The following is a 25,041-nucleotide window of genomic DNA, read 5'->3' on the forward strand; positions in this document are numbered from 1 at the left end:
CTTGTCAGCCACCTGTCGCGCCCTCGCATTCGCGACCGATCGCAGCCACGGCGTCCCGCCACTCGCGCGGCTCCAGCCGCGCCTCGTCGAGCGCCAGCAGGCGATCGATGCGCTCGGCGAGCCTGTCGTAGGCGAGCGCGAAATCATCCAGCGCGCCGTCATGCCCCTCGCCCGCCGGGTCGGGAATGCCCCAATGGGCCTGGACCGGGTGGCCGGGCCAGACCGGGCAGCTCTCTCCCGCCGCGTTGTCGCAGACCGTGATCACGAGATCGACCGCCGCCGCGCCGGAGCCAGCGAACTCGTCCCAGCTCTTGGAGCGAAGGTCGCGAACCTCATGGCCTCTTTCAACCAACAGGCGCAGCGCGAGCGGATTGGGTTCCCCGCGCGGTTTGCTTCCCGCCGACAGCGCCTGGAACCGGCCTGCGCCCTTCCGTGCAAGGATGGCTTCGGCCAGGATCGATCGCGCCGAGTTGGCGGTGCAGAGGAACAGGACCCGCTTCATCCGGCTATCAGCCGCAGCAGGAAGCGGCATGGCCATCGGCGGGGGCAATGGCCGCGAGCTCGGGTCCGGCGCCGTAGTGGGTCGCTTCGCCCTCGGTCAGGAACGTCTCCCAGACGGTCCCGTCGGGATCCGCGATCCAGCTCTTTTCGCTCCTGGCGTAGCAGCAGGTCGTCTTGCCTTCCTCGAGGACGGGACGCGCCGCTTCTTCGAGGCGGCCGTACACCTCGGCCAGCTCTGCCCGGTTTTCGACCTGGATGCCGAGATGGCGGACGCCGGCGCCGTCGCGACCCTGCGAGATGGCAAAATTGACCCGCGGGTCCTCGAGCATCCACTTGGCGTAATCGGGCTTGGTCACGCTCGGCTGCGCGGCGAAGAGGATGCTGTAGAACTGGATCGAGGCCGCGAGGTCATCGACCCCGACGTGGACGTGCAGGCGCTTCATGTCGCTAACTCCTTGCTGGAGGGGGCCGAACTGCAGTCCGCACCGCGGCAGCAGTTCTCGGTGAGGTATCCGATCAGGTTCTCCATCGCCGCATAGTCGGCGGAATAGATCAGGCTGCGTCCCTCGCGCCGGTGGATCACGAGGCCCGCGGCGTGGAGCTGGGCGAGGTGGTGCGACAGCGAGGAATTGGGCAGTCCGAGCGTTCCGGCGACCTGCCCCGCGGGCAGGCCATCGGGTCCGGCCTCGACCAGGAGGCGGTACGCCGCAAGGCGATGCTCCTGGGCGAGCGCGGCAAGCGAAAGGATGACTGAGTCGGCTTTCATTTCGACAATATTCGAAATGACGAGCGGCAAGTCAAGCGATATTTCGATAAATGTCGAAATAAGGTCTGGGGCGGAGGAGTTCGTCGTCCGCCTCGCCGCGCGGCCGGGTCAGGGGGGGGCAGGCTAGCTGCGCGGCATGCGGCGGGTGCCGTTGCCGGTGACGAGCTCGATTGCGCTGGCCGTCTCGCCCTCGAACACGAACTGCACGCGGAACGTCGGTTGCACCACCGGCGCGAACAGGTCGCCGCCGAGTTCGACGAGTTCGGATGGACCGGTCGGCGTCAGCGCGACGAGGTGGTCGCCTTCCAATGTGACCTTCATCGGGCCGTAATCGCCGACGTAAGCTGCCAGCGCGCGGGCGGGGTCGACCGGTTCGGCCTGTGCGCGGAAGACCGGCGCTATACGATCGAGCGCGGCCTTTTCCCCTGCCTCCGCCTTCGCGGCCAGCGCGGTCAGCGCCTCGGCCTGCGCGCGGACGAGCGCGCGGTCCTGCGGCACGGCGATGGCCGGCGCGATGCCGGTCCTTTCCCAGCCCTTGCCGCTCTTGAGCTGGAGCGCCTGCCCGGTCGAGATCGAGATGACGTGCCCGCCGGGAAGGGGATAGAAGGTGTTGTTGAAGCCCCCGCCCCCGGTCGTCTCGCCAACAAGGCTGCCGAAGCCGAAGGCCGATACGTGCGCGGCGAATTCTTCCGCGGCAGAGAACGACCGCTTCGACGTCAGCACATAGACCGGGCGGTCGGAAAGCGAGAACGCCTTCGCGCTCGACTTCGTGGTCTCGACAGGTCCCTCGCGGGTCTGGAACTGCATCAGCGGCGTATCTGCGGGAAGGAACCAGCTGGCGAGATCGGCGACCGCTTCGGCCGAACCGCCGCCATTGCGGCGCAGGTCGATGATCACCGCCGAACCCTGGCGCATGAATTCCATCGCGTGGGTGATCGCGGCCTGCGCTTCGGGCGCGCCCCACATGAAGCCGGTGTAATCCATGTAGCGGACGTTGCCGGGCAGCACTTCGAGCTTCGACACGCCGCCGTTGTTCAGCGCGATCATCCGCTGCATTGCCGCGGTGAGCCCCTGGTCCTGGCTGCCGCCGGCGGCATGCTGCACGGCAAGGTCGGCAGCGCGGGCAGGATTGTACGACGCGCCGAGGTGTCCGTCCGGCGTGACCGCCTTCATCGTGCGGTTGATCGCTTCCGACAGGTCCTGCGCGGACAGACCGGCAAAGGTACCGGCGGCCTGCGCGTCCGCCAGCGCCCGGTCGAGCGCCGCGGCTGTTTCCGGGATCACGTAATGGTCGCGCACGAGCGCGCGGGCGGCGTCGACCACTTCGCGGGAATCGACCGCGGTCGCGGAACCCTGCGCGCGGGCGGGCTGCACCGCAGCCGCCAGGGCGACCGGACCAACGGCCAGGGCAAGAGTGGTCATCAGCAAACGAGACGGATCAAACATCGACATTTCCCTTTCCAATCCAGTCCCCGATCGTTGTTTTATCTTGGCCCCCGCGCCCGGTCCCGGCAAAGATGGCCGCCGATTTGCCTGTCACGGGCGTTTGGGGAAGGACGATCGCCGGGAAATGCGCGAGTGGGACGCCTACGATCGCAAGTTGCTGAAGTTGCTGCAGGACGATGCGCTGCGTTCCGCCGAAGACCTGGCGAACGACGTGGCGCTGTCGCCCTCTGCGATAGCCCGCCGGGTGCGGCGGATGCGAGAGGATGGCACGATCGTGGCCGACCGGGCGGAAGTGAGCGAGAGGATCGGACCGTTTCTTTCGGCGGTCGTCCTCGTCCAGCTGGATCGCCACGCACGCCAGTCGGTCGACGAGCTGCTACGCCGGCTCGAGGTGCGATCCGAAGTCCAGATCATCCTCGAGGTCGCGGGCCCCTACGACCTGCTGCTGCTGGTCGCGGTCAAGGACATGGACGCGTTCAACGCCTTCGCCGATAGCGTGCTGGCAGAGGATCCGGCGATGCAGCGCTACGAAACCCGCTTCGTCAAGCGCCGACGGAAGTTCACCGGCGCCTGGCCGATCCCGATCGAGTGAGCGCAGACCGGGCGCAAAGGGCGGCAGGGGCTGCGATCGTTGCCCCCGCCGCCGCGCCCGAAGCGGGCGGCCTTTAGGCGGCCGCCTCCTCTCCAACCGGGTGTTCGATCAGTTTGTTCTCCGGAAAGATCGGCCACATCAGCTGCTGGCCGAGCGATGCCGGGGCGAGGTTCTCGACCCCGTAGCTCCGCGGATAGCTGCGCGTGATCCTGGCGGTGCCGAAGAGCACGTCCCAGAAGAACAGCAGGTTGCCGTAATTGCCCTTGTAGTGGACCGCCGGGTCGTCGGCATGGCGACCGTGGTGCGCGTGGTGCGTCGCGGGGGTCGAGATCGTCCGTTCGACCACCCACATGACCGGCGACAGCCACTTGATCCGGTAGAGCGGGGCATCCCACGCCACGTCCGAATGGGCGCCAATGATCACCGTCATCTTGACCACCAGGCAGCCCGCATAGATCCACCCCAGGCCGAGGTAGACGAGCACGCCGGACAGCCACAGGCCGGGCATCATCGCGTAGTAGAACAGGTTGTTGCGGTACACGAGGCGGACCGACATGTACCGGCCGTCGTGGTGCGCGCGGTGGAGGTTGTAGAGCCACGGCGTCGAATGGCTGGCGCGGTGCCAGAGGTACTGGGTCAGGTCATCGAAGACCAGGAACAGCGCGATCCCGGCAAACACGTTCAGGTTTGCCAGCGCCCCGGCCCACTGCGGCGCGATCGCACCCGCCAGCGCGGCCGATCCGAACACGACGGCGGGCTGGGTGACCGCAAGGAGCACGATCATGCTCACCGCCTCGACGATGGCGTCGTTGCGGGTCTGCTCGGGCTTGGCGAACAGGTTGGAGCGCACCAGCTCCAGCAGCGCGAAGCCGAAATACACCGCAAGGATGGCGATCGTGTAGGACGGCATGAGGCGTCTCCTTCCCTTGCCGCCGCGATAGCGCTATCCGGCGATGCGAAATGTCAAGAATTCGACAATCCGGATCGAGCCGTTCGTTCGTCGTCCCGATGCTCTGGGAGGCCATGCCAGAGCCCTTGCGCGCCGCCCTCGTGGAACGGGCGCCGCCCCGCCGGTTTGGCGACGGCCAGCTGATCCAGCAGAAAGGCGAGGCAGCCGACGGGTTCTGGCTTATCGAGGAGGGCATGGTTTCGGTTGGCCAGTTCACCGAAGGCGGGGATTTCCGCGCCGTGGGTGTGCTCGGCGCGGGCGACTCCTATGGCGAACTGGCGGTGCTTTCGGGTCGGCCGCGGATCGTCGACGCGGTCGCGCGAGGGCCGGCCGTGGTCCGCCTGATCTCGGCCGCCACTTTCGAGCGGGTGCTGGCAGGCGATCCTGGCGCCATGCGCGCCATGCTCGGCACGATGGCCGCGCAGTTGCAGGAAACGCTCGACCTGCTCGCGGGCTTGCGTCGGGGATCGACCGCCGCGCGCGCCGCGGCGCTGATCGTCAACCTCTCCGGCGGCCACGACCGCCGCGTTACCATCACCCAGCAGGAAATCGCGGACCTGTTGGGCGTGACCCGGGCCACCGCCAACGCGGCGCTCGCCGAACTCGAGGATGGCGGCCTGATCGCGCGCGGTTACGGCACCATCGGGGTGACCGATCCCGCGCGGCTGCGTGTGCTGTCGATGCGATAGAAGGGGCCTGCAAATGGCGGTGGGGGGCGAGGTCGCATGCCCCCCACCGCCGCGCCCGAAGGTGGACGGCTCCTAGTCGGCCGCCTCTCCTCCAACCGATACCGCGCGATTCACCGGCTTGATCGGAATGCGCAGGTAGCTGACGCCGTTGTCTTCAGCAGGCGGCATCCGCCCGGCGCGGATGTTGACCTGCACCGAGGGCAGCAGAAGCTTGGGGACCGAGAGCGTCGCATCGCGCGCTTCGCGCATCGCGACGAAGTCGTCCTCGCTCACAGCGTCGCTCACGTGGACCGAGGCGCGGCGCTGTTCGGCGACGGTCGTCTCCCACGCGTAGTCGTCACGGCCCGGCGCCTTGTAGTCGTGGCACATGAACAGCCGCGTCTCGCCCGGCAGGTCCAGCAGGCGGCGGATCGAGCGGTAGAGCTGGCGCGCGTCGCCGCCCGGAAAGTCCGCGCGCGCGGTGCCGTAGTCGGGCATGAACAGCGTATCGCCCACGAACACCGCGTCGCCGATGCGGTAGGCGACGTCGGCGGGGGTGTGGCCGGGCACATGGAGCACCTCGACCTCGAGCGAGCCGATCGCGAACGTCTCGCCGTCGCTGAACAGCCGGTCGAAGTCCGAGCCGTCGGTCCTGAGGTCGTCGGCGTGGAACATCGGGCGGAAGATCTTCTGCACGTCGCGGATATGCTCGCCGATGCCGATCGCCGCGCCGGTCTTCGCCTTGATGTACGGCGCGGCCGAAAGGTGGTCGGCGTGGGCGTGGGTTTCCAGCACCCAGTCGATCTGCAGGCCCGCTTCGCCCGCCGCGGCCAGGATCGCGTCGGCCGAGCGCACGTCGGCCTCGCCGCTCGCGAGATCGAAATCGAGCACCGGGTCGATCACGGCGGCGCGGCCCGTGGCCGGATCGGACACGAGGTAGCTGACCGTATTGGTCGGCTCGTCGAAGAACGCACGAATCGCGGGGCTGGTCACGGATACCTCCATTGCCCTTGACATATATTAGCGTGTTCTTATTTAGCAAGGGCTAATGGAAAAACTTGTTCACCCCCCCATGGACCTGGCCACGTTCGAGGCGAATGCCGCGACGGTCGCAAACCTGCTGCGCGCGCTCGGCAACCAGAGGCGGCTCATGCTCATGTGCAAGCTCGCCGAGCACGGCGAGATGACCGTGGGCGATCTCGCCGACGAGGTGGGGCTGTCGCAGTCGGCGCTCTCGCAGCACCTGGCGCGGCTGCGCGAGGAAGGCCTCGTCGCGTTCCGGCGCGAGTCGCAATCGGCGTGGTACCGCATCGCCGACCCGCGCTGCGAAGCGCTGATGGCCACGCTCTACCAACTATACTGCGCAAAGGACTGATCCGATGACCTGCCAGACAATTACCCCCGCCGAAGCCCTGCGGCTCGTCAGCCAGGGCGCGAAGCTGATCGACGTGCGCGGACCGGACGAGTTCGCCCGCGCCCGCCTGCCCGGTGCCGAAAACCGGCCGCTCGATGCGCTGGGCTCCGTCGCGCATGACGGCCCGGTGGTGTTCCACTGCAAGAGCGGCATGCGCACCGCCGCCAATGCGGACCGGCTGGCGGCTGCGGCCCCCGGCACGGTCTATATCGTTGAAGGCGGGCTCGAGGGCTGGCGCAAGGCCGGCCTGCCGGTCGAGGAAACCAAGGGCGCTCCGCTGGAAATCATGCGCCAGGTCCAGATTGCGGCCGGGACCTTGGTCCTTGTCGGCGTGATCCTGGGCTTCCTGGTCGCCCCCGCATGGTTCGGCCTCTCCGCCTTCGTCGGCGCCGGGCTGACCTTCGCCGGCGTCAGCGGCTGGTGCGGCATGGCGCATCTGCTCGCGATCATGCCGTGGAACCGGCAGGCCGCGCAGGCCTGATCCGGTGGACCCCGCGACGATCGCGCTCGCGCTCCTCAGCGGGGCGCTGATCGGCTTCGTCCTCGGCCTTGTCGGTGGCGGCGGATCGATCCTCGCGGTGCCCCTGCTCGTCTATGTCGTCGGGGTCGCAAGCCCGCACGCGGCGATCGGCACGGCGGCGGTCGCGGTCGCGCTCAACGCGGCGGCGGGGCTTGCCGGTCACGCCCGCGCGGGCAACGTGAAATGGCCTTGCGCGCTGGTCTTCGCGGGTGCCGGAATGCTCGGCGCCGCTGGCGGAGCCGAGATCGGCAAGGCGATCGACGGACAGGCGCTGCTCGCCGCCTTCGGCGCGCTCATGATCGTGGTCGGCACGCTGATGCTGCGCGGCCGCAAGGGCGGCGCCAACCCCGATGTACGGCTGACCCGCGAGAGCGCGTCGTACCTGTTCCCGCGCCTTGCCGGATACGGGCTCGCAGTCGGCCTGCTGGCCGGGTTCTTCGGTATCGGCGGCGGGTTCCTCATCGTTCCCGGGCTGATCGCGGCCACCGCGATGCCGATCGGGATCGCGGTGGGCACGTCGCTGGTGGTGGTGACCGCGCTCGGCGCGACGACCGCCGGCTCCTACGCCCTGTCCGGATACGTCGACTGGCCGCTGGTCCTCGTGCTCGCGGCGGGCGGCGTCGGCGGATCGGTGCTGGGCCGGCTCGCCGGAAAGCGCCTCGCGGCCCGCAAGAACCTGCTCGAGCGCGGGTTCGCCGCGGTGGTGATCGCCGTCGGACTGTTCGTCACGGCGAGCGCGCTCTAGGCCGAGCGCTCCACCGCCGTCGCTTGCGAGCACTTGTCGGCCGGATCGTCCTTGCCGTCCGACAGGTAGGCGAGCGCCACGAAGCCGCCGACGACGAGCACCGCGAACACGGTCGTCAGGGTGCCCAGGTACTTGTCGATCATCCGCTTGATCGGCGCGCCGAAGACGCGGAACAGCACGCCCACCGTCATGAAGATCAGCGCCCGGCCGGCAAGACTGGCGAGGATGAACGGCACGAGCGCCATCTCGATGAAGCCGGCGGTGATCGTCAGCAGCTTGAACGGCACGGGCGTGGCACCGGCCAGGAAGATCACCTCCCAGTCGCGCTCGCGCAGGTGGCAGGCGGCGACCGGGAAAGCCTCGGTCAGCCCCAGCATCGCGAGCATCGGCTGGCCGACCGCTTCGTAGAGCAGATAGCCTATGGCATAGCCGAACAGGCCGCCCGCCACCGAGGCGAGAGTGGCCACCGCGGCAAAGCGAAGCGCCTTCTTGGGCTCGGCCAGGCACATCAGGCCGAGCAGCGGGTGCGGCGGGATCGGAAAGAAGCTCGCCTCGATGAACGAGATCGCGCCGAGCCACCACACGGCATGGCGGTGCGCGGCCTTTTCCATCGTCCAGTCGTAGAGGCTGCGAAGCATCCGGCGCGTCCCTTCCCTTGCGGCTGCGCGCCTCTACGCGAAGGGGCGACGACAGACAATCATGTCGCTCAAATAACCTATTTGGCACTTTTCGTTTGACATCGTGACGCTCATTGGTTAGAGAAAGGGAGCATCGCGATGGTGTGATTCGGGGCGGTCCGGCAACGGAGCCGCCCTTTTTCGTGGCTATCGCAATAGGGACGGGATCGATCGCTATGACCGAGGGCAAGGGCTCTCCACGACCATGGGAACAGGCGTTCCTCGACGCCGTGCGCGCCGGGGAGACGCAAGTCGGCGCCGCGCAGATTGCGGGCATCCACCGGACGACCGTGCGAGACCTCGCCAAGCGCGATCCGCGCTTCGCCGCAGAGCTGGCGTTCGCGCGATCGACGCCGCGCAAGGCAAAGTCCGATGCGCCGCCGCCGCCGGTCAAGATGGATTTCAAGCTGGAGCGGTTCCTGACCCTGCTGTCCGAGACGTCGAACGTGTCGTCGTCCGCCAGCGAGGCGAACCTGACCACCGCAACCGTCTATGCCAGGCGGCGGTCGGACCCGGTGTTCGCGCAGAAATGGTTCGAAGCGCTCGCCGAAGGATACGACAGGCTCGAAATGGACCTGCTCGAGCGCTTGCGCACCGGCCGTCTCGAGGATGTCGACGCGGACGGCAACCGCCGCAAGTTCGATGTCTCGGCCGCGTTTCGCTGCATCGCCGCGCACCGCGAGGCGGTCGCGCGCGAGAAGGGGCGCAAGAAGCTGGCGGACGAGCTCGTCACGATGAAGGCGATCAACGAGAAGATCGACGAGATGCGGCGCAAGGAGGAGAATGCCATTGCGCGCAAGGCGGCGCGCGATGGCGTGATCGTGGTGCGCGATGACGGGTAGCGGCCGCCGCCGGACAAGTCGCGGCGCATGGTTCCGTCGCCCCGACGACCAGGGGCTGCAGGATCGTCTGACCCTGGCCAAGAAACTGACGCCGTACGAAATCGATGCGCTCGGCACGTGGCACTGGGAAATCTGGGGCCGCGACGAACAGCTCGCGCCCGAAGGCGACTGGGGCGTGTGGCTCATCTGCGCGGGGCGCGGCTTCGGCAAGACCCGCGCCGGTGCCGAATGGGTGCGCAACGTCGCTCGCAACGATCCCGAGGCACGCATCGCGCTGGTCGCGGCGAGCCTGCCCGAAGCGCGGGCGGTCATGGTGGAGGGGGAGAGCGGCGTCCTCGCCGCATCGCCCGGAGCGCTCGCGCCCGAGTTTGAACCCTCGCTGCGCCGGCTCGTCTGGCCCAACGGCGCGCAGGCCTATCTCTATTCGGCGGCCGAGCCGGACACGCTGCGCGGGCCGCAGCACAGCCATGCCTGGTGCGACGAGATCGCCAAATGGGAGAATGCCGGCAGCCGCGCGATGGCGGCGTGGGACAACCTGCAACTGGGTATGCGGCTGGGCCAACATCCGCGGGTGCTGGCCACGAGCACCCCGCGCCGGGTGCCGCTGATGTCCCGCCTCTATGACGAGGCGAAGAGCGGGCGCGTGATGATCGCCAAGGGCCGGACCGCGGACAATGCCGGCGTGTTGCCTGCCAGCTACTACGAATCGGTGCTCGACCAGTTCGGAGGGATTGCGCTGGGGCGCCAGGAACTCGACGGCGAGATGCTCGACGAGGTCGAGGGCGCGTTGTGGAACCGCACCTTGCTCGACCGCTGCCGCGAGGAGATGCCGCATTCGCAGCGGGTGCGCACCGTGGTCGGGGTCGATCCTCCCGCCGGGGAACAGGGAGACGCCTGCGGCATCGTCGTCGCCGCGCTGCTGGAGGACGGCACCGCGGTGGTGCTCGCCGATGCGAGCGTGGAAAAGGCCAGCCCCGAGCGCTGGGCCCGCGCCGCCGCCGGCGCCGCCGCAGCCTGGCAGGCCGACCGCGTGGTCGCCGAAGCCAACCAGGGCGGCGCCATGGTCAGGTCGGTCCTGCGCGCCGCGGACGAGATGCTGCCGGTGACGCTGGTCCATGCCTCGAAAGGCAAGGCCGCGCGGGCCGAACCGGTCGCCGCGCTCTACGAAGCGGGCAAGGTCCGCCACGCGGGGTTGTTCGGCAAGCTGGAAGACCAGATGTGCGGGTTGATGGCCGCGGGCCGCTACGAAGGCCCGGGCCGCTCACCCGACCGCGCCGACGCGCTGGTCTGGGCGCTTACCGACCTGATGGTGGGGAAGAGGGTGGGGCCGCGGGTGACGCTGCCGTACTAATTCCGGAACGCCTTAAGGAATTATTCATTGACCGAGACGATAACCTATCACTATGATAGGTGCATGCCGGAGCAGCCCGAACATCGAGTCATCCAAATGCGCCCACGCTTGGCCGATCTTCATGCGACGATCCGGCGGTTAGCTGAAGAAGATCGCAGGGTCTATCTCAGCAGCCATGCGATCGATCGAATGGACCTGAGGTCGATCACTCGCGTGGACGTAGTCCGTGTTCTGCGCACGGGTCACATCGATGGCGAGATTATCGCGGGTCAAAGCCCGGGCGAATGGAAATGTAAGGTAGTCGCAAATGTAAGAGGCAGTCGAGATATCGGAGTTGTAACACTAGTTATCGGTGGAGACCGAATTTTGGTCAAGACCGTAGAATGGGAAGACCTATGAACTGCAATGTAAACCTTATGCGCGAGGGGGAAGCTGTAGCAGCGGAGCCTTATGAGTATAAGGAATGCGGGCTTGAGGGTATCTTCCTTCATAACGGCTACGACATCATTGAGCACGAAGGGGAGCGCTTTGTGTCCGTAGTGGATACGGAGAGCCTTCACCGGAGTATTGGTGAATTTCTAGTAGTCCAGAAGAAGGAACTGGCCCCGAACGAAGTCCGATTCCTGCGCAAGACCATGGACCTAACGCAATCTGAGTTAGGCCGATGGATGGGCAAAGATAGCCAGACTGTAGCTCGTTGGGAGAAGGGTCAAACCGATATCCCAACGGTTGCAGACCGGCTTCTGCGCGCTATTTTTCTTCTGCGAACGATGGCCCCCGAAGAACGCGAGAATTTCCTCGATATTCTGAAAGATATTGAGGACATGGACGATCTAACCCCGCGCCGGGTTGAGATGTATCTCAACCGTGACGGTAATTGGCATGACGGCCTGCGGAGACACGCTACCGCCTAAGGTCAGTCCCCCACCAATCATGAGCCCCCGGATGTTCCACATCCGGGGGTTTTCTTTTGAGAGAATTGAGCATGTCCTTCCTCGACAGCCTCGCTTCCGCCTTCAAGGGCGGGGACGAGCCCGTTCGCGTGCCGATCAGCCGCGGGTTCGTATCGCCCTGGGCGACCGCGTTCGAAAGCGGGCCGCCGTCGTACGAATACGCGCGGTCGGTGCGCGGGGCCTATCTCGACAACCCGGTCGCGCAGAGGAGCGTGCGGCTGGTGGCCGAAGGCGTCGGATCGGCGCCCTTGATGCCGTGCGACGAGCGGCTCGGCGCGCTGGTCGGTGCCACAAGCGCAGGGCAATCGCTGCTCGAGACGCTGGCCGCGCAACTGCTGCTCCACGGCAACGCCTTCGTCCAGGTGATGAAGGACGCCGCGGGCAAGCCGGTCGAGCTGTTCGCCCTCAGGCCCGAGCGGATGAGCGTGGTCGCGGGCAGCGACGGCTGGCCGGTCGCCTTCGCGTACAAGCTCGCCGATCGCAGCCTGACGATTCCGATCGAGGACGCGGACGGCTGGCCCAACCTCATCCACATCAAGCATTTCCACCCGGCGGACGACCACTACGGCGCAGGGTGCCTCGCGGCCGCGGAACAGGCCGTGGCGATCCACAACGCGGCGAGCGCCTGGAACCGCGCGCTGCTCGAGAACGCGGCGAGGCCGTCGGGCGCGCTGGTGTTCGACCCGGTCGACGGCGGGGTGCTCAGCCCCGACCAGTTCGACCGGCTGAAAGCCGAGCTTGCGAGCGCCTACAGCGGTGCGGGCAATGCCGGGCGGCCGATGCTGCTCGAAGGCGGGCTCAAGTGGCAGTCGATGGCGATGACCCCGGCGGACATGGACTTCGCCGCGCTGAAGGCGGCCGCCGCGCGCGACATCGCGCTCGCCTTCGGGGTGCCGCCGATGCTGCTCGGCCTGCCCGGCGACGCGACCTATGCCAACTACCGCGAGGCTAACCGCGCGCTGTGGCGGCTCACGCTGCTGCCGCTGGCGAGCAAGATCCTCGGCGGGATTTCGGAAGGGCTCTCGCCGTGGTTTGCGCCCAATGACTCTGGCGCCCGGCTGGCGGTCGACCTCGATCGGGTGCCCGCGCTCGCCGAGGACCGCGAGAAGCTGTGGGCGCAAGTCTCCGCCGCCGACTTCCTGTCGGATGCCGAGAAGCGCCGCCTGCTCAACATCGGAGATGCGAAATGACGCGAGAAGACATGCTCGCGCGGCTGATCGCGCAGGCCGCCAGCGAGGGTTCGGACCTCGTGACGTTGCGCGCCATCGTGGAGGAAGCGGGCGAGGTGGGGGCGACCCGCACCCTCGATCGCCTCGGCCTCAGCGATGCCGGCGCGCAGGACGATATCGACGAGCTGCGCGAGCTGCTCAAGGCCTGGCGCGACGCAAAGGCGAGCGCATGGAAAGCCGCCGTCGAGTGGCTGACGCGCGGGCTCCTCGCGCTGCTGCTGATCGGCATCGCGGTGCGCCTCGGCGTGCCGGGGCTGCTCAAGTGACCCTGCGCTTCGCCGGCTACGCCGCCCTGTTCGACAAGGCGGATGCCGCGCGCGACACGATACGCAAGGGTGCCTTCGCGCGCACGCTCACCGAAAGGCGGGACCCGCTGCCGCTCTACTGGCAACACCGGCCCGACCAGCGGATCGGCTGGATCCGGCAGGTGTCGGAAGACGACCGCGGGCTGCGCGTGGTCGCGACAATCGATAACCCCGATGGACGAGCGGGAACGCTCTTGCGTGCCAATTCGGTGAGCGGCCTCAGCTTCGGGTACCGCACTCGCGCTGCGAGTCACTCGTCTCATGGCCGCCTGCTCGAAGAGGTCGATCTCGTCGAGGTCAGCCTCGTCACCCACCCGCTCCAGCACGGCGCGCGGGTCCATTTCATTGCCCCCCAAGAGTCCCCCGAAGAAAGGTAAATCACGTATGGATATCGTCGTTTCCGACCAGCTCGACACGAGCTTCGACATCGTCGCCCGCCAGGATGCGGCCGAGACCGAGATCAAGGCGCTGCGCACCGACGTCGACGAGGTCAAATCCCGCCTCGACCGGGTCGGCCGCGCCGCGCAGCGCCCGGTTATCGGCAGCGAAACCGCCTCCCCCGAGGTAAAGGGCTTCGTCGACGGCTACCTCCGCTCGGGCCGCACCACCGAGCTGAAGTCGCTCACCGCCGGCGTCCCCGCCGACGGAGGCTACGCCGTCCCGCGCGAGATCGACGCGATGATCGCCCGCGAGCTGATCGAGATCAGCCCGATCCGCGCCATCGCGCAGGTCGTGCAGACCGGCAGCAGCGGCTATCGCAAGCTCGTCTCGACCGGCGGCACCGCGTCGGGCTGGGTCAGCGAGACCGCGGGCCGCCCCGAAACCGACGCGCCGTCCTTTGCCGAAATCGCTCCGCCCTCGGGCGAGCTTTATGCCAACCCGGCAGCGAGCCAGGCGATGCTCGACGACGCGGCGTTCGACCTCGAATCGTGGCTCGCCAGCGAGATCGCGATGGAGTTCGCCCGCGCGGAAGGCGCCGCGTTCGTGAACGGCACCGGGGTGAACATGCCGAAGGGCTTCCTCCAGTCGCCCGTATCGGTGATCGGCGACGGCGCGCGGCCGTTCGGCACCCTCCAGTACATCGGCACCGGCGACGATGCCGGCTTCGGCAGCGAACCCGAAGCTCGGCTCATCGACCTCGTCCACACGCTGAAGGCAGGTCACCGCCAGGGCGCGAGCTGGGTGATGAATTCGGCCACGCTCAGCGAGGTCCGCAAATTGAAGACCGCGGACGGCGCGTTCCTGTGGCAGCCGGGTCTGGTCGAGGGTCAGCCCGACCGCCTGCTCGGCTACCCGGTGGTCGAAGCGGAAGACATGCCCGACGTGGCAAACGGCGCCTTCCCGATCGCTTTCGGCAACTTCCGCGCCGGCTACCTGATCGCCGAACGCTCCGCGACAAGCATCCTGCGCGATCCGTTCACGCACAAGCCGTTCGTCCACTTCTACGCCACCAAGCGCGTGGGCGGCCAGGTGCTCGACAGCGCGGCGATCAAGCTGCTCCGCATCGAAGCGTGATCGGTCCTCCCCGAAACGGGGAGGATCAAACGCCCGCGCCGGGCCCTTCCCCGGCGCGGGACCCTTTCTGACATATCGGGAGAAGCCGCATGCAGCGGACAATCGTCGCGCCGGCGGAACTGCCGGCTGCGGCTCTCGACGAATTGAAGCAGTGGCTCGGCGTGCGGTCGACCGGCGACGACGCCGCGCTGATATCGCTGGTGCGTACCGCGCTGGAGACGTGCGAAGCCTTCACCGGCTCGGTGCCGCTGGCCTGCCTGTGCGAGGAGATACTCCCCGCATGCGCCGACTGGCGCACCCTGTCGGCCCGGCCGGTCGTCGCGATCGCGGGGATCGAAGGCATTCCAGCCGAGGGTGCCCGGTTCCCGCTTGCAGCCGACGCCTATGAGATCGACATCGACACCGACGGTTCCGGCCGTGTGCGGGTGGTCGGCCAGGGCAGCGCGGGCCGCGTCGCCGTGCGTTTCACGGCCGGACTCGCCCCGGCGTGGGAGCTGCTCCCCGACGCGGTGCGCCACGGGGTGATCCGCCTCGCCGCGCATCACTGGCGCGAGCGTGACAATGCATCCGATGCAGGTCCGCCCGCGGCGGTAGCCGCGCTGTGGCGGCCATGGCGCAGGATGCGGCTGTGATCTCGGCGAAGTCCGAGCCCGCGTCGCACGCCTTCGTCGCCTCGCTCGCGGCCAAGGCGCGAGCCCTGGGACAGGCCGCCGCCGAGAACCGCGCTCGCGAAGTCCGCAGCGACGCCTGGCGCTGGCGCGAAGCTCGCCTGCTCTGGCCGCATTTTTGATGCGCCCTCAAACGCCGGGCGCGGCCCGTCCGGGCCGCTTGGCTTTCGGCCTAACCGGCCGGCGCGCGTTCGCGCTTGTGAGCTGCTGATCGCAGCCCGAGAACGGAGATCGATAGATGGAAGAACTCCTTCGTCCCGCCCTGCTCGACTGGTTGCGCACGGACCCCGCGCTCGGCGACGTGACCGCAATCGAGGAGGAAGTGCCTGCGCGCGCCACCCCGCCCTGGCTCGCGGTGGTCGCCAGCGCGAGCGCCGACTGGTCCACCAAGGACCGCGTGGGCCGCGAGGTGCGCCTGGCGATCGAACTCCACAGCCGCGCCGACGATCCGAGGGCCGATGCACCGCTGGTGAGCGCGCTCGACCGGCGGATCGAAGCGTTTCCGAAGGCGCAGGACGGGCTCGAGATCGCCTCCATCCGCTTCCTGCGCGCCCGGACCGAGCGCCGCGCAAACAACGCCCGCGCCACCCTGCTCGAATACCGTTTCCGCTGCCTCGCAGCCTTACCGGAGAACCCGTGATGACCGCCCAGACAGGCGCCGCCTTCCTGCTCAAGATCGGCGACGGCAACCAGCCGCCCGCCTACCAGACCGTCGCCGGCCTGCGCACGACGCAGATGTCGATCAACGGCGACACCGTCGTCGTCACCCACAAGGAGAGCGGCGGCTGGCGCGACCTGCTGTCGGGTGCGGGCACCCGCTCGGTCTCCGTCTCGGCGAGCGGCATTTTCCTGGGCAGCGCGGCGGAAGCATCGATCCGCGGCCATGCGCTCGGCGGGACGATCGCCGATTACGAACTCTCGTTCGAAGACGGCGAAAGGATGCGAGGACGCTTCCTCGTCCAGCGGCTCGACTACGCCGGCGACTTCAACGGCGAGCGCACCTACACGCTGCAGCTCGAAAGTTCGGGCGCGGTGGTTTCCGCATGAGCGCTCAAGTAGCCGGAGGCGGTAGCGCAACAAAAAGCCCGAATCCGCATCGCGGAGAGACCGCGCTCGTCATCGACGGCACTACACGCACGCTCCGTCCCACCTTCACCGCGCTGGTCGCGGCGGAGGAGGAACTCGGCCCGCTGTTTGCGCTGGTCGAGCGTGCGGGGAGCGGGCAGCTGCGGCTCACCGAGATGGTCGCGCTGTTCTGGCACTGCATCGAGAACCGCGACGGCCTGACCCGCGAAATGGTCGGCAATGCCGTATCCGAGCGGGGCCTCGCCGCAGCCACGAAGCCCCTGCGCGCGCTGCTGGCGGCGATCCTGCAGGGGAAATGACCGAGAGCTTCGGCGAGTCCGCCCTCGCCCTCTGCGCCCTGGCCGCACGCGCGCTCGGCTGGCGGCCCCACGAGTTCTGGTCCGCGACACCCGCCGAACTCGTCGCCTGCCTGGCCGACCCCGCCGCACCACTTGCTCCGCTGGACCGGTCCGACCTGCAACGCCTGATGGAAATCGATTCGATGGGAGGGCCCGATGGACACCGTTGACGAACTGCTGGTCGAAGTCCGCGCCAGCACGCAGGGCTTTTCCCGCGACATCGCGGCGATGAAATCCACCTTCGACACGACGCTCGTCGACGGATTCGAACGGGCGGGCCGGGTGCTCGAACGTGGGCTGCTCTCGGCGATCCGCAGCGGCAGCCTGGGGTTCGACGATCTCAAGCGCGTGGCCCTTTCGGCGCTCGACCAGATCGCGGCGCAGGCGCTGCAGCTCGGCTTCGACAAGCTGTTCGGCGGCATCGGATCTCCCGGCGGCGGGATCGGCGGCGGGATCGCCGGTCTCGTCGGCGGCCTGCTCGGCCTGCCCGGCCGTGCCACCGGCGGTCCGGTCAGTCCGGGGCGCGCCTTCATGGTGGGCGAACGCGGGCCAGAGGTCTTCGTACCGACCAGCGCCGGACGGATCGAGACCGGCGCCGCGCGGCCCGCGCGCGATGTGCGCGTGGCGATCAGCCTCAACGCCCCGCGGGGGGCGAGCACCCCCACCGCGCTCGAACGATCGAGCCGCCAGGTGGCGAGCGCCGTCCGCCGTTCGCTGATGGAGTATTGAGCCGGTTCGCGACCAGCGAACCGCAAGCGCGAACGCGCGCCCGTAGCGGCCCGACCATCGGGAGGAATAGCCGCGAAGGATAGCCAAGGGCGCGGAGGCGCCCGCCGGCGCTTGAGGAGATAAGAAAATGCCTTTCTGGCTCGCCCGCGAACGCTGCGGGCAGGACAGCGACTGGATCCAGCGGTTCGACCCGCGGTTTTGGACGGTCAACTTCCCGCGCCCGATGATGGCATCGGTCGTGACCACCGGTCCGGATTCGCTCCGCGTCGACTGCGAATTCCACCACGCCGGTGAGCTCGCGGGGCTGATCTGGTCGAGCGAGGACCGGCACGATCACCCGCTCGCCGCCTATGCGACCGATCGCGACTATTCGCGCACGACGCTGCGGTTCCGCTGGCGTTCGTCGGGCGTGATCCCGCTCGACGCGGTGCACGGGCCGACACTGACCATCGAAGGTCGCGACGCGTCGGGGGCGCCGCGGGCCTGGTACGTGCGGCTGTGGAACTACGCCGCCGGCACGCCCGAGGACGCGGCCATCGAACTGCCGTTCCAGGCGCTTGAAAGCGGGTTCCTGCTGCCGGGCGAGGCGGTGCACGCCGCGGACATCGACCGCATGTTCATCAGCCTGGTGCCGCCGGGTTACGCGCCCGGCAGCACCGATGCGCTTCCCGCGCGGGCGGACGGCTGGGTCGAGCTTTCGGACATCGCGTGTGACGGCGCGCGGGCGGTGCTGGCGATCGGCGACGTGCTCGTGCCGCCGCACGGGACCGGCCTCGCGACCGCCTACGACGATGCTTTCGACCAGACCCCGGCGCGGTTGCTGCGCATGGCCGAATGCCTCGGCTACCGCGGCGCGCTCGTCCACTATGTCGGCATGAGCCACTTCTTCCGTCTTGGTGCGGACGGGCTGGCGCTCGCCGACGGCACGCTTTGCGCACCCGCCGAAGCGTGGCACCGCAGCTTCTTCGCCGAAGCCGCGCGAATGGGCTTCGAGCCGATTGCCTCGCTGAGCTTCGAGCTGCTGGCACAGCACTGCCCCGAGGCATGGCAGCAGCGCGCCAGCGACGGGACCCCGGCGCGGACCGGCTGGGTGCCGCCGTCCGCGCTGCTGTCGCCTGCCAGCGAGCCGGCAATGGCCTGGTTGCGCGCGGTGGCGACGCGGTTCGTCGGCCTGATGGTCGATGCGGTCGCGCACGTCCGCTTCCAGATCGGCGAACCGTGGTGGTGGATCCTCCCCGACGGTCGGCCGTGCCTCTACGACGATGCGGCGAAAGCGGCGTTCGGCGGCAACCCGCCGGTGATCGCCGACATGCGGGCGAACCTCAACAAGCCGAAACAGGACCTGCTCGATGCCGCGGGCGCGCTGCTCGCCGCAGCGACGCGAGGGATTGCCGATGCGGTGCGCGCGGCCTGGAGCGGCGGCGCGGAGGTCATGCTGCTCGTTTTCACGCCGACGGTGCTCGATCCTGCCATGCCCGATGCGCGCCGGGCGAACCTGCCCGGGGGATGGGCCTTCCCCGCCTACGACCGGCTCCAGGTCGAAGACTACGACTGGCTGACCGGCGGAGCCGAGGCGCTGCGGCGCGCGGGCTATGCGAAGCTCGACGAACGGCTCGGCTACCCGCTCGAGCGGCAGGACTACATCGCCGGTTTCGTGCTCGATCCTGCCGACGCCGAACCATTCTGGGCGCGGATCGATGCCGGGCTCGATGAAGCCGCCGCGCGCGGCGTGCCGCGCACGTTCGTGTGGGCCGCGCCGCAGGTCGCCCGCGACGGTTACGTGCGGTTGCCATCATCTGAGGAGAACGAGGTGCAGAGCTTCGACGACGTGCTCTACCCGCTGGCGCTCGGCCGCGATGCTGGGGTGAGCCCCGAATTCTTGACCAGCGTTGCGGTCACCGCCTCGGGCCACGAGCGGCGCAATTCGCTGTGGTCGGACGCGCGGCTGCGGTTCGATGTCGGGCCCGGTATCCGCTCCGAGGCCGAACTCGGCGTGCTCATCGCATTCTTCCGCGCCCGGCGCGGTGCGGCGCGCGGTTTCCGTCTGTCGGACCCGTTCGATCACAGCTCGAACGGAATGACCGGCGTACCCGGCCCGCTCGACCAGCCCATCGGAACCGGCGACGGGCTCATTTCCACCTTCCAGCTCGCCAAGCTCTACGGAGAAGGCGACGAGCCGCAGGTGCGCCCGATCACCCGGCCGCGCGCGGAAACCGTGCGGGTCAGCGTGGGCGGGGTCGAGACGACCGACTTCACGCTCGATCCGGGCGGACGCGTCGTGCTGGGCTCGGCCCCGGCGGCAGGTGTCGAAGTGCGTGCGGGCTTCCTGTTCGATGTGCCTGTGCGCTTTGCCGAGGACCGGCTGGACGTGACCGGCGCGGCCTTCGCTGCGGGCGAGGCGCCCTCAGTCCCGCTCATCGAAGTGCGCGAGACCCCAGCGTGAGCCACGTTTTCTTTGCGACCGAACTCGAAGGCGTTGCCACGTTCTGGCGCATCCATCGCAAGGACGGAGTCACGCTCGGGTTCACCAGCCACGACCGCGATCTCGTGTTCGGCGGGGTCCGCCATCGCGCCGCCCCCGGCCTTTTGCCGAGCGCGATCCGACGCACGGCGGGCCTCGATGGTGACAGCGCCGAGATGCAGGGGGCGCTCGCGCACGATTCGATCTCGTCGGCGGACCTTGCCCAGGGCCGCTTCGATGGCGCGCGGGTCGAAGTCGGCGCGGTCGACTGGGAAACGCTCCAGCACGCGGTGCTCTACAACGGGAGCATCGGCGAAGTGGCGCAGGAAGGCGCCGGCTTCACCGCGGAACTGCGCTCGGCCAAGGCGGCGCTCGAGGCAGACCCGATCCCGCGCACGAGTCCCACGTGCCGCGCCGAGTTCTGCGGCCCTGATTGCGGACTGTCCGCGGCGCGCTTCACCCACCGGGGCGTAGTAGTGAGCAGCGATTCCGACGAGGGCGTGGTGTCCTTCGACCATCCCGATCCCGCGGCCGTGCTCCACGGCACCGTCCGCTGGCTCGACGGGCCGGACGCGGGGCTGACAGCAGACATCGTCGCGCTCGATGCCGCGGGTATCGTGATCGACGCCGCGCTCGACCCGCCGCCTTCCGCCGGAGTGCGTGCGATCCTGCGCGAGGGCTGCGACCACACGATCGCGACTTGCGCCGATCGCTTCGGCAACGCCGCCAACTTTCGCGGCGAGCCGTTCCTGCCAGGCAACGACCTGCTGTCGCGCTATCCGAGTCCCGCATGACCGGAGCGGATGTCGCGGCAGCCGCCGCGAGGCTGGAGGGCGCCCCGTTCCGCCTCCATGGCCGCGACCCCGCCACCGGACTCGATTGCGTCGGGGTCGTCGTCGCGGCGTTCGCAGCCTGCGGGGTCCGGCTGGCCGGACCGGTCGGCTACGGCCTGCACAACAGCGGCATCACCCGCTGGCTCGGCCTCGCGGAAGAAGCGGGTTTCGTCGAGGCATCAGGCGATCCGCGCCCCGGCGACATCATCCTGGTGCGACCCGGGCCCGGGCAGCATCACCTGTTGATCACGCTCCCGGCCGGTCGCTTTCTCCACGCACATGCCGGACTTCGGCGGGTCGTCGTCCAGCCGGGCCCGCTCGGCTGGCCCGTCGTGAAGCGCTGGCGCCTCGCCAACTAGGATTCTCCCATGGCCACACTCGTTCTCACGACCGTCGGCACGCTGCTCGGCGGCCCCATCGGCGGCGCCATCGGCGCACTCGCCGGCCGCTCGGTCGACGGAGCGCTTTTCGGAGGCGGCAGGCGCGAAGGCCCCCGCCTCAAAGAGCTTGCGGTCACCACGTCGAGCTATGGACAACCGATCCCCCGATTCCACGGACGCATGCGTGCAGGCGGAACGATCGTGTGGGCGACCGACCTCGTCGAGCGCAGGGAAAAGAGCGGCGGCAAGAAGGGCCAGCCTTCGGTCACCAGCTATTCCTACACCACGTCGTTCGCGGTCGTGCTGTCCAGCCGCCCAATCCAGGGGGTCGGACGGATCTGGGCAGACGGCAACCTGCTCCGCGGTGCCGGCGGAGACCTGAAAGTGGCCGGATCGATGCGCATCCACACCGGTCATGGAGACCAGCGGCCGGACCCTCTTATCGCGGCCGCCGAGGGCTCCGGCTGTCCCGCATTTCGCGGCTGCGCCTACGTCGTCTTCGAAGATCTTGCGCTGGGCGATTTCGGAAACCGCATTCCGGCCTTGAGCTTCGAGATCGTCGCCGACGAAGGGGCGATGTCGCTGGCTGGACTGACCGAATCCGTCGGCGATCTCGTCTCCGGATCGACCCAGCCGCTGGTGGCGCTCGCGGGGTTCGCGAGCGAGGGCGGGCCCTTCGCATCGACCCTCTCCACGATCGACGCGCTGTTTCCATTGTCCTGCGATTGCGGCGGTAGCGGCCTTGCGATCACCCTTGCCGGCGACCGACCGGGCCCGGGCGCCCGCGTCCTGCCCGCTGCATCCCGGGCGTGGTCGGACGACGACTTCGGGATCGACGATGGCGAGCGAAGCGGGCGCGAAGCCGGTGAACGAAGCCAGATCGATGCCCTGCGCTACTACGACGTCGCGCGCGACTTCCAGCCGGGCATCCAGCGGCCTGCGCGTCGCGCCGTCGCCGGACAGGGTCGCACTGTCGAGTTTCCCGGTGCGCTCGCAGCTGACGGGGCCCGCGGGCTCGCCGAAACGGCCGCCCGCCGGAGCGCGTGGGGCCGCGACCATGTCCAATGGCGCATGGCAGAGCTCGATCCCGACCTTGCGCCGGGAAACGACGTGCGAATCCCGGGCCGGTCGGGCGTCTGGCGCATCGAAAGCTGGGAGTGGCGCTCGCGCGGGATCGAAGTCGACCTCGTCCGTCGCAACCCGTCGGGTGGGCTACCGGCGCAAGGCGATCCGGGTGCGATCCCGCTACCGGACGACGCGCTTCCCGGGCCGACAGTGCTGTCGGTGTTCGAAGTACCGGCTGCCGGCCTCGGCGCGGGAGAAGCAACGCTGTTCGCCGCCGCTACCGCTGCATCGGGGGGCTGGTCTGGCGCGGCGCTCTACTTCGATCGTGCGGGTGAACTCGTGCCGATCGGCAACATCGGGCGGGCTCGGGCGACCGTCGGACACCTGATAGAGGGCTTGTCCGGGTCGGCGGGCCTCCATTTCGAACCCGACGCTTCTCTCCGGGTCGATCTGGCATCGACGAAGGGCTCATTCACACCCGCCTCGCTGTCCGCGATCGCCCAGGGCGCCAACCGCTTGCGCGTTGGCGGCGAGATCGTCCAGTTCGCGATGGCGGAGCAGGTTTCGCCGAGCATCTGGCAACTCACCGGCCTCCTGCGCGGGCGGGGAGGAACCGAGCCGGAAGCCATCGCCGGCCATTTGGCGGGCACCGATATCGCGTTGATCGACGACGACCTCGTTGCCCTCGATTCGGCGACGGTCCCGTCCGATCCCTCGACAATTCTTGCGGCAATCGGGCTGGGCGATCCGGAACCGGTCTACGCCCGGCTGGCCAATGCCGGAATCGCGCGGCGCCCGGCGTGCCCGGTGCACCCCCGCGTGCGCTGGTCCTCGTCAGGCAACCTCTCGCTCGCGTGGACGCGGCGAGCGCGCGGCGCGTGGCACTGGCCCGATACGGTCGAGGTTCCGCTGGTGGAACAGGAGGAGCGCTACCGGATCGGGTTGGGACCGGTCGATAGCCCCTTTGCCGAATGGCAGACGGGCTCGGCGGAACTCGATCTCACAGCCGAGGTGCTCGAACCTCTTCGCACGGCCTATCCGGGCGCGTCGTTGTGGGTCCGGCAGATCGGCAGCTTCGCTCAATCGGTTTCGCTCTTCCTCACCACGTTACGCTGACATCGACGGAGAAATCATATGAGCGAGCCGTTCCAGTTCCCGTATTCCACCCCCCGGCACGACTTGCCCCTGCTGTTTGCCGGGCAATCGCAGAAAGACTTTTTCGTGAATGCCGCGCTGGCCCGGTGCGATGCCCTGCTCCACCCCGCGATCGAAGGCGAGACCGGATCCCCGCCGGCAACCGCCGAGGACGGCGTGTGCTGGCTGGTGTCGGGAACCGCCTCGAGCGATTTCGCCGGAAAGGAAGGGGCGATCGCATTCCGACAAGCCGGGAGCTGGTGCTTTGCCTCGCCGAGCGATGGCATGCGCATCTTCGACAAGTCCGCCGGACAATACCTGATCTACTTTGGTGGCTGGCGGCGAGAACCCGACGTCGAGCCGCCTTCCGGTGGCGCCGATGTCGACGATGAGGCCAGACAGGCCATCGCCGGGCTCATCGGAGTCTTGAAACGGCATGGGATATTGCCTCAAAATTGATGGGAACCTGCGATTGGCCGGGACGTTGAGGCGGCACAAGGAGGGCTTGAACGTCAGAATATTTCGGTCAGGCACCCAAACCGATGCTTATCTGCAACAGTTTGGCGCTAAAGCCCGCTTGCCACCCATGTGGGGAAAAGTTAGAAATTGAACCGCTCGATGGCTCAAATTCGCTAAAAAGGGGAATTACATAATGCGGAAACTCGTCATTGGCATGGCGCTGGCATCGACTGCCATCGCTTCGCCTGCTCTCGCGCGCGACGGCGCCTGGTACGTCGAACTCGACGGCGGACCGATGATCGTCGAAGACATCGAGTTCGATGTGAACGGCGCAGCAAACGCGGTCACGGCCGACACCAAAACCGGCTACGACTTCGGTGGTGTCGTCGGTTACGATTTCGGCTTCATCCGGCTCGAGGCCGAAGCCGGCTATCGTGAAGCTGACATCGATACGCTGACTGCTGCGACTGCGCTTCTTCCGGTCAACTCGGCCCGCGATTTCGCTGGCACGTACGTATCGGATGGCGACGCCAGCGTCCTGAGCTTCATGCTCAACGGCCTGCTCGACTTCGGTCCGGACGATGGTCTGCAGGGCTTCGTCGGCGGTGGTGTCGGTGTTGCTCGCACGAAGGTCAGCGGTGCGACCGTCGACCTCTCGAGCCCCGGCTTCCTCGACGATTCCGACAGCGGTTTCGCTTGGCAGATTCTCGCGGGCGTTCGGGCTCCGTTGACCGAAACGATCGACGTCGGCCTGAAGTATCGCTTCTTCAACACCTCGTCGCTGGACCTCGTGGACAACCGCGGCCGCGACGTCGAGACGAAGTGGCGTTCGCATTCGCTGCTCGGCACGATCGGCTTCAACTTCGGTGGCGCTCCGGCCCCGATGCAGACCTGCTGGGACGGCACCCAGCTGCCCATGGACGCGACCTGCCCGGCCCGTCCTGTGCCGCCGCCGCCGCCCCCGCCGCCGCCGCCGCCGCCGGTGGTTGCTCCGGTCTGCAACAAGGGCCCGTACATCGTGTTCTTCGAGTGGGACAAGTCGGACATCACTCCGGAAGCCGCGACCATCCTCAACAACGCCGTTTCGGCCTACGCCAACTGCGGCAGCGCCGCGGTCATGCTGGCCGGTCACGCGGACCGTTCGGGTGCCACCACCTACAACGTTGGCCTCTCGCAGCGCCGTGCGGATGCTGTCCGGTCGTACATGACTGGTCGCGGGGTTCCGGACACCCGGATCTCGACCGAGGCGTTCGGCGAATCGCAACCGCGCGTTCCGACCGCGGACGGCGTGCGCGAACTCCAGAACCGCCGGGTGGAAATCACCTACGGTCCGGGTTCGGGCATGTAATCTTCGGCTAAAGTCGAAAAGTGGATCAGGGGCCGGAGAAATCCGGCCCCTTTTTCGTTGGAGAGCT

The 25,041-nt window shown here is 68.2% G+C and carries 34 protein-coding genes; 26 read left to right on the top strand and 8 right to left on the bottom strand.

Going from position 1 to position 25,041, the window contains the following annotated elements; all coding sequences use genetic code 11:
- Positions 1-4 precede the first annotated feature (4 nt).
- The 4 genes from A6F68_RS01235 to A6F68_RS01250 form a co-directional block, all read right to left on the bottom strand.
- The gene (locus A6F68_RS01235) at positions 5-538 is read right to left on the bottom strand and encodes an arsenate reductase ArsC (protein ID WP_335673622.1); all 534 of its coding nucleotides are present in this window, start codon (positions 536-538) and stop codon (positions 5-7) included.
- The gene (locus A6F68_RS01240; RefSeq protein ID WP_067675215.1) at positions 510-944 is read right to left on the bottom strand and encodes an ArsI/CadI family heavy metal resistance metalloenzyme; all 435 of its coding nucleotides are present in this window, start codon (positions 942-944) and stop codon (positions 510-512) included. The genes A6F68_RS01235 and A6F68_RS01240 overlap by 29 nt, the downstream gene beginning before the upstream one ends.
- Positions 941-1,267, bottom strand: a complete 327-nt coding sequence (locus A6F68_RS01245) for an ArsR/SmtB family transcription factor (protein ID WP_067681811.1) — start codon at positions 1,265-1,267, stop codon at positions 941-943. The genes A6F68_RS01240 and A6F68_RS01245 overlap by 4 nt, the downstream gene beginning before the upstream one ends.
- 123 nt (positions 1,268-1,390) lie before the next feature.
- Entirely contained in the window at positions 1,391-2,713 is a 1,323-nt protein-coding gene (locus A6F68_RS01250; protein WP_198152644.1) for a S41 family peptidase, read from the bottom strand.
- Between the two features lie 124 nt (positions 2,714-2,837).
- Here A6F68_RS01250 and A6F68_RS01255 point away from each other — a divergent pair, with 124 nt between their 5' ends.
- Positions 2,838-3,305 (top strand): Lrp/AsnC family transcriptional regulator, encoded by a 468-nt coding sequence (locus tag A6F68_RS01255; protein ID WP_157096602.1) that lies wholly within the window; start codon positions 2,838-2,840, stop codon positions 3,303-3,305.
- A gap of 73 nt (positions 3,306-3,378) precedes the next feature.
- Here the strand turns inward: A6F68_RS01255 and A6F68_RS01260 are convergent, their stop codons facing one another.
- Complete coding sequence (locus A6F68_RS01260) at positions 3,379-4,215, bottom strand: sterol desaturase family protein (RefSeq protein ID WP_067675223.1); 837 nt, start codon at positions 4,213-4,215, stop codon at positions 3,379-3,381.
- Positions 4,216-4,265: 50 nt separating this feature from the next.
- Between A6F68_RS01260 and A6F68_RS01265 the strand changes: the two genes are divergently transcribed.
- Positions 4,266-4,943, top strand: coding sequence for a Crp/Fnr family transcriptional regulator (locus A6F68_RS01265; protein WP_084001496.1), 678 nt, complete (start codon positions 4,266-4,268; stop codon positions 4,941-4,943).
- Positions 4,944-5,015: 72 nt separating this feature from the next.
- Here A6F68_RS01265 and A6F68_RS01270 read toward each other — a convergent pair whose 3' ends face one another.
- Positions 5,016-5,915, bottom strand: a complete 900-nt coding sequence (locus A6F68_RS01270; RefSeq protein WP_232308175.1) for an MBL fold metallo-hydrolase — start codon at positions 5,913-5,915, stop codon at positions 5,016-5,018.
- A gap of 79 nt (positions 5,916-5,994) precedes the next feature.
- Between A6F68_RS01270 and A6F68_RS01275 the strand changes: the two genes are divergently transcribed.
- Genes A6F68_RS01275 through A6F68_RS01285 form a run of 3 tightly spaced genes read left to right on the top strand, consistent with a single transcriptional unit; the run spans position 5,995 to position 7,601 of the window.
- Entirely contained in the window at positions 5,995-6,297 is a 303-nt protein-coding gene (locus A6F68_RS01275; RefSeq protein WP_084001498.1) for an ArsR/SmtB family transcription factor, read from the top strand.
- Between the two features lie 4 nt (positions 6,298-6,301).
- Positions 6,302-6,817, top strand: a complete 516-nt coding sequence (locus tag A6F68_RS01280) for a rhodanese family protein (RefSeq protein ID WP_067675235.1) — start codon at positions 6,302-6,304, stop codon at positions 6,815-6,817.
- A gap of 4 nt (positions 6,818-6,821) precedes the next feature.
- A complete protein-coding gene (locus A6F68_RS01285) occupies positions 6,822-7,601 on the top strand; it encodes a sulfite exporter TauE/SafE family protein (protein WP_067675238.1) in 780 nt (259 codons plus the stop codon).
- On the opposite strand, the gene A6F68_RS01290 is transcribed toward A6F68_RS01285, so the two are convergent.
- Complete coding sequence (locus tag A6F68_RS01290) at positions 7,598-8,239, bottom strand: YqaA family protein (RefSeq protein WP_067675242.1); 642 nt, start codon at positions 8,237-8,239, stop codon at positions 7,598-7,600. The two genes, A6F68_RS01285 and A6F68_RS01290, sit on opposite strands and share 4 nt — an antisense overlap.
- Before the next feature lie 215 nt (positions 8,240-8,454).
- Between A6F68_RS01290 and A6F68_RS01295 the strand changes: the two genes are divergently transcribed.
- Together A6F68_RS01295 and A6F68_RS01300 are read left to right on the top strand one after the other, a co-directional pair.
- Positions 8,455-9,120: a hypothetical protein gene (locus A6F68_RS01295; RefSeq protein WP_067675247.1), complete on the top strand. Its 666-nt coding sequence runs from the start codon at positions 8,455-8,457 to the stop codon at positions 9,118-9,120.
- Entirely contained in the window at positions 9,110-10,471 is a 1,362-nt protein-coding gene (locus A6F68_RS01300; RefSeq protein WP_084001500.1) for a DNA-packaging protein, read from the top strand. Before A6F68_RS01295 ends, A6F68_RS01300 begins: the two co-directional genes overlap by 11 nt.
- A gap of 138 nt (positions 10,472-10,609) precedes the next feature.
- Here A6F68_RS01300 and A6F68_RS15355 read toward each other — a convergent pair whose 3' ends face one another.
- A complete protein-coding gene (locus A6F68_RS15355; RefSeq protein ID WP_257784455.1) occupies positions 10,610-10,744 on the bottom strand; it encodes a hypothetical protein in 135 nt (44 codons plus the stop codon).
- Here A6F68_RS15355 and A6F68_RS15435 point away from each other — a divergent pair.
- The 19 genes from A6F68_RS15435 (at position 10,685) to A6F68_RS01390 (ending at position 24,974) form a co-directional block, all read left to right on the top strand.
- On the top strand, positions 10,685-10,870 hold the full coding sequence (locus A6F68_RS15435; protein WP_418368996.1) for a hypothetical protein: 186 nt from the start codon (positions 10,685-10,687) through the stop codon (positions 10,868-10,870). The genes A6F68_RS15355 and A6F68_RS15435 overlap by 60 nt on opposite strands.
- A 17-nt stretch (positions 10,871-10,887) precedes the next feature.
- Positions 10,888-11,385: a helix-turn-helix domain-containing protein gene (locus tag A6F68_RS01305; protein ID WP_157096604.1), complete on the top strand. Its 498-nt coding sequence runs from the start codon at positions 10,888-10,890 to the stop codon at positions 11,383-11,385.
- Positions 11,386-11,456: 71 nt separating this feature from the next.
- Positions 11,457-12,614, top strand: a complete 1,158-nt coding sequence (locus A6F68_RS01310) for a phage portal protein (protein WP_067675254.1) — start codon at positions 11,457-11,459, stop codon at positions 12,612-12,614.
- On the top strand, positions 12,611-12,919 hold the full coding sequence (locus tag A6F68_RS01315) for a DUF6127 family protein (protein WP_067675257.1): 309 nt from the start codon (positions 12,611-12,613) through the stop codon (positions 12,917-12,919). The genes A6F68_RS01310 and A6F68_RS01315 overlap by 4 nt, the downstream gene beginning before the upstream one ends.
- A gap of 2 nt (positions 12,920-12,921) precedes the next feature.
- Positions 12,922-13,335 carry an HK97 family phage prohead protease gene (locus A6F68_RS01320; protein WP_067681819.1) on the top strand — a complete coding sequence of 138 codons (414 nt, stop codon included), beginning with the start codon at positions 12,922-12,924 and terminating at the stop codon, positions 13,333-13,335.
- Positions 13,336-13,342: 7 nt separating this feature from the next.
- Positions 13,343-14,473, top strand: coding sequence for a phage major capsid protein (locus tag A6F68_RS01325; RefSeq protein ID WP_067675260.1), 1,131 nt, complete (start codon positions 13,343-13,345; stop codon positions 14,471-14,473).
- Between the two features lie 89 nt (positions 14,474-14,562).
- Positions 14,563-15,105 (top strand): head-tail connector protein, encoded by a 543-nt coding sequence (locus A6F68_RS01330; protein WP_067675263.1) that lies wholly within the window; start codon positions 14,563-14,565, stop codon positions 15,103-15,105.
- Positions 15,102-15,263, top strand: a complete 162-nt coding sequence (locus A6F68_RS01335) for a hypothetical protein (protein WP_157096606.1) — start codon at positions 15,102-15,104, stop codon at positions 15,261-15,263. Before A6F68_RS01330 ends, A6F68_RS01335 begins: the two co-directional genes overlap by 4 nt.
- Positions 15,264-15,379: 116 nt before the next feature.
- A complete protein-coding gene (locus A6F68_RS01340; protein ID WP_067675269.1) occupies positions 15,380-15,781 on the top strand; it encodes a DUF3168 domain-containing protein in 402 nt (133 codons plus the stop codon).
- Positions 15,781-16,188 carry a phage major tail protein, TP901-1 family gene (locus tag A6F68_RS01345; protein ID WP_067675272.1) on the top strand — a complete coding sequence of 136 codons (408 nt, stop codon included), beginning with the start codon at positions 15,781-15,783 and terminating at the stop codon, positions 16,186-16,188. Before A6F68_RS01340 ends, A6F68_RS01345 begins: the two co-directional genes overlap by 1 nt.
- Positions 16,185-16,526 (top strand): gene transfer agent family protein, encoded by a 342-nt coding sequence (locus A6F68_RS01350; RefSeq protein WP_067675275.1) that lies wholly within the window; start codon positions 16,185-16,187, stop codon positions 16,524-16,526. The genes A6F68_RS01345 and A6F68_RS01350 overlap by 4 nt, the downstream gene beginning before the upstream one ends.
- The gene (locus A6F68_RS01355) at positions 16,523-16,735 is read left to right on the top strand and encodes a phage tail assembly chaperone (RefSeq protein ID WP_067675278.1); all 213 of its coding nucleotides are present in this window, start codon (positions 16,523-16,525) and stop codon (positions 16,733-16,735) included. Before A6F68_RS01350 ends, A6F68_RS01355 begins: the two co-directional genes overlap by 4 nt.
- Complete coding sequence (locus tag A6F68_RS01360; protein WP_067675281.1) at positions 16,722-17,294, top strand: tail tape measure protein; 573 nt, start codon at positions 16,722-16,724, stop codon at positions 17,292-17,294. The genes A6F68_RS01355 and A6F68_RS01360 overlap by 14 nt, the downstream gene beginning before the upstream one ends.
- A gap of 127 nt (positions 17,295-17,421) precedes the next feature.
- A complete protein-coding gene (locus A6F68_RS01365) occupies positions 17,422-19,737 on the top strand; it encodes a DUF2460 domain-containing protein (protein ID WP_067675284.1) in 2,316 nt (771 codons plus the stop codon).
- A complete protein-coding gene (locus A6F68_RS01370) occupies positions 19,734-20,549 on the top strand; it encodes a DUF2163 domain-containing protein (protein ID WP_067675287.1) in 816 nt (271 codons plus the stop codon). The genes A6F68_RS01365 and A6F68_RS01370 overlap by 4 nt, the downstream gene beginning before the upstream one ends.
- Positions 20,546-20,947 carry an NlpC/P60 family protein gene (locus tag A6F68_RS01375; RefSeq protein WP_067675290.1) on the top strand — a complete coding sequence of 134 codons (402 nt, stop codon included), beginning with the start codon at positions 20,546-20,548 and terminating at the stop codon, positions 20,945-20,947. Before A6F68_RS01370 ends, A6F68_RS01375 begins: the two co-directional genes overlap by 4 nt.
- Positions 20,948-20,956: 9 nt before the next feature.
- The gene (locus A6F68_RS01380; RefSeq protein WP_067675293.1) at positions 20,957-23,149 is read left to right on the top strand and encodes a phage tail protein; all 2,193 of its coding nucleotides are present in this window, start codon (positions 20,957-20,959) and stop codon (positions 23,147-23,149) included.
- A gap of 18 nt (positions 23,150-23,167) precedes the next feature.
- Complete coding sequence (locus tag A6F68_RS01385) at positions 23,168-23,626, top strand: DUF2793 domain-containing protein (protein ID WP_067675296.1); 459 nt, start codon at positions 23,168-23,170, stop codon at positions 23,624-23,626.
- 193 nt (positions 23,627-23,819) lie between these two features.
- The gene (locus A6F68_RS01390) at positions 23,820-24,974 is read left to right on the top strand and encodes an OmpA family protein (RefSeq protein ID WP_067675299.1); all 1,155 of its coding nucleotides are present in this window, start codon (positions 23,820-23,822) and stop codon (positions 24,972-24,974) included.
- The last annotated feature ends 67 nt before the right edge of the window (positions 24,975-25,041 follow it).

Origin of the sequence: Tsuneonella dongtanensis (genome assembly GCF_001698205.1) — a bacterium.
GTDB classification, from domain to species: Bacteria; Pseudomonadota; Alphaproteobacteria; order Sphingomonadales; family Sphingomonadaceae; genus Tsuneonella; species Tsuneonella dongtanensis.

Excerpts from the sequence above, each read along its gene's own strand:
- A6F68_RS01250 (WP_198152644.1), bottom strand. The coding sequence starts at position 2,713 with ATGTTTGATCCGTCTCGTTTGCTGATGACCACTCTTGCCCTGGCCGTT.
- A6F68_RS01245 (WP_067681811.1), bottom strand. The coding sequence starts at position 1,267 with ATGAAAGCCGACTCAGTCATCCTTTCGCTTGCCGCGCTCGCCCAGGAG.
- A6F68_RS01310 (WP_067675254.1), top strand. The coding sequence starts at position 11,457 with ATGTCCTTCCTCGACAGCCTCGCTTCCGCCTTCAAGGGCGGGGACGAG.
- A6F68_RS01360 (WP_067675281.1), top strand. The coding sequence starts at position 16,722 with ATGGACACCGTTGACGAACTGCTGGTCGAAGTCCGCGCCAGCACGCAG.
- A6F68_RS01380 (WP_067675293.1), top strand. The coding sequence starts at position 20,957 with ATGGCCACACTCGTTCTCACGACCGTCGGCACGCTGCTCGGCGGCCCC.
- A6F68_RS01290 (WP_067675242.1), bottom strand. The coding sequence starts at position 8,239 with ATGCTTCGCAGCCTCTACGACTGGACGATGGAAAAGGCCGCGCACCGC.
- A6F68_RS01390 (WP_067675299.1), top strand. The coding sequence starts at position 23,820 with ATGCGGAAACTCGTCATTGGCATGGCGCTGGCATCGACTGCCATCGCT.
- A6F68_RS01325 (WP_067675260.1), top strand. The coding sequence starts at position 13,343 with ATGGATATCGTCGTTTCCGACCAGCTCGACACGAGCTTCGACATCGTC.
- A6F68_RS01365 (WP_067675284.1), top strand. The coding sequence starts at position 17,422 with ATGCCTTTCTGGCTCGCCCGCGAACGCTGCGGGCAGGACAGCGACTGG.
- A6F68_RS01340 (WP_067675269.1), top strand. The coding sequence starts at position 15,380 with ATGGAAGAACTCCTTCGTCCCGCCCTGCTCGACTGGTTGCGCACGGAC.
- A6F68_RS01385 (WP_067675296.1), top strand. The coding sequence starts at position 23,168 with ATGAGCGAGCCGTTCCAGTTCCCGTATTCCACCCCCCGGCACGACTTG.
- A6F68_RS01260 (WP_067675223.1), bottom strand. The coding sequence starts at position 4,215 with ATGCCGTCCTACACGATCGCCATCCTTGCGGTGTATTTCGGCTTCGCG.
- A6F68_RS01265 (WP_084001496.1), top strand. The coding sequence starts at position 4,266 with ATGTCAAGAATTCGACAATCCGGATCGAGCCGTTCGTTCGTCGTCCCG.
- A6F68_RS01235 (WP_335673622.1), bottom strand. The coding sequence starts at position 538 with ATGGCCATGCCGCTTCCTGCTGCGGCTGATAGCCGGATGAAGCGGGTC.
- A6F68_RS01300 (WP_084001500.1), top strand. The coding sequence starts at position 9,110 with ATGACGGGTAGCGGCCGCCGCCGGACAAGTCGCGGCGCATGGTTCCGT.
- A6F68_RS01355 (WP_067675278.1), top strand. The coding sequence starts at position 16,523 with ATGACCGAGAGCTTCGGCGAGTCCGCCCTCGCCCTCTGCGCCCTGGCC.
- A6F68_RS01305 (WP_157096604.1), top strand. The coding sequence starts at position 10,888 with ATGCGCGAGGGGGAAGCTGTAGCAGCGGAGCCTTATGAGTATAAGGAA.
- A6F68_RS01275 (WP_084001498.1), top strand. The coding sequence starts at position 5,995 with ATGGACCTGGCCACGTTCGAGGCGAATGCCGCGACGGTCGCAAACCTG.
- A6F68_RS01375 (WP_067675290.1), top strand. The coding sequence starts at position 20,546 with ATGACCGGAGCGGATGTCGCGGCAGCCGCCGCGAGGCTGGAGGGCGCC.
- A6F68_RS01345 (WP_067675272.1), top strand. The coding sequence starts at position 15,781 with ATGACCGCCCAGACAGGCGCCGCCTTCCTGCTCAAGATCGGCGACGGC.
- A6F68_RS01315 (WP_067675257.1), top strand. The coding sequence starts at position 12,611 with ATGACGCGAGAAGACATGCTCGCGCGGCTGATCGCGCAGGCCGCCAGC.
- A6F68_RS01280 (WP_067675235.1), top strand. The coding sequence starts at position 6,302 with ATGACCTGCCAGACAATTACCCCCGCCGAAGCCCTGCGGCTCGTCAGC.
- A6F68_RS01330 (WP_067675263.1), top strand. The coding sequence starts at position 14,563 with ATGCAGCGGACAATCGTCGCGCCGGCGGAACTGCCGGCTGCGGCTCTC.
- A6F68_RS01255 (WP_157096602.1), top strand. The coding sequence starts at position 2,838 with ATGCGCGAGTGGGACGCCTACGATCGCAAGTTGCTGAAGTTGCTGCAG.
- A6F68_RS01295 (WP_067675247.1), top strand. The coding sequence starts at position 8,455 with ATGACCGAGGGCAAGGGCTCTCCACGACCATGGGAACAGGCGTTCCTC.
- A6F68_RS01240 (WP_067675215.1), bottom strand. The coding sequence starts at position 944 with ATGAAGCGCCTGCACGTCCACGTCGGGGTCGATGACCTCGCGGCCTCG.
- A6F68_RS01350 (WP_067675275.1), top strand. The coding sequence starts at position 16,185 with ATGAGCGCTCAAGTAGCCGGAGGCGGTAGCGCAACAAAAAGCCCGAAT.